Raw genomic sequence first — 281 nt, forward strand, 5'->3', positions numbered from 1 at the left:
TTTACTTGTAAAGAGATTTGCGATTGCTGAGCCAAGTTTAGGGTTTTCTCAAAACCCAAGCAGTATTGAACTGAAGAGTTTGATCATGGCTCAGATTGAACGCTGGCGGCAGGCCTAACACATGCAAGTCGAGCGGATGAATGGAGCTTGCTCCATGATTCAGCGGCGGACGGGTGAGTAATGCCTAGGAATCTGCCTGGTAGTGGGGGACAACGTTTCGAAAGGAACGCTAATACCGCATACGTCCTACGGGAGAAAGTGGGGGATCTTCGGACCTCACG

At 50.2% G+C, this 281-nt stretch carries 1 rRNA gene; it reads left to right on the forward strand.

From position 1 onward, the window contains the following. Positions 1 to 67 precede the first annotated feature (67 nt). Positions 68 to 281, forward strand: a 16S ribosomal RNA gene (locus U8L64_RS00055); the annotation flags it as partial.

This window comes from Pseudomonas sp. FIP_A4, assembly GCF_036701605.1.
Lineage (GTDB): Bacteria > Pseudomonadota > Gammaproteobacteria > Pseudomonadales > Pseudomonadaceae > Stutzerimonas > Stutzerimonas phenolilytica.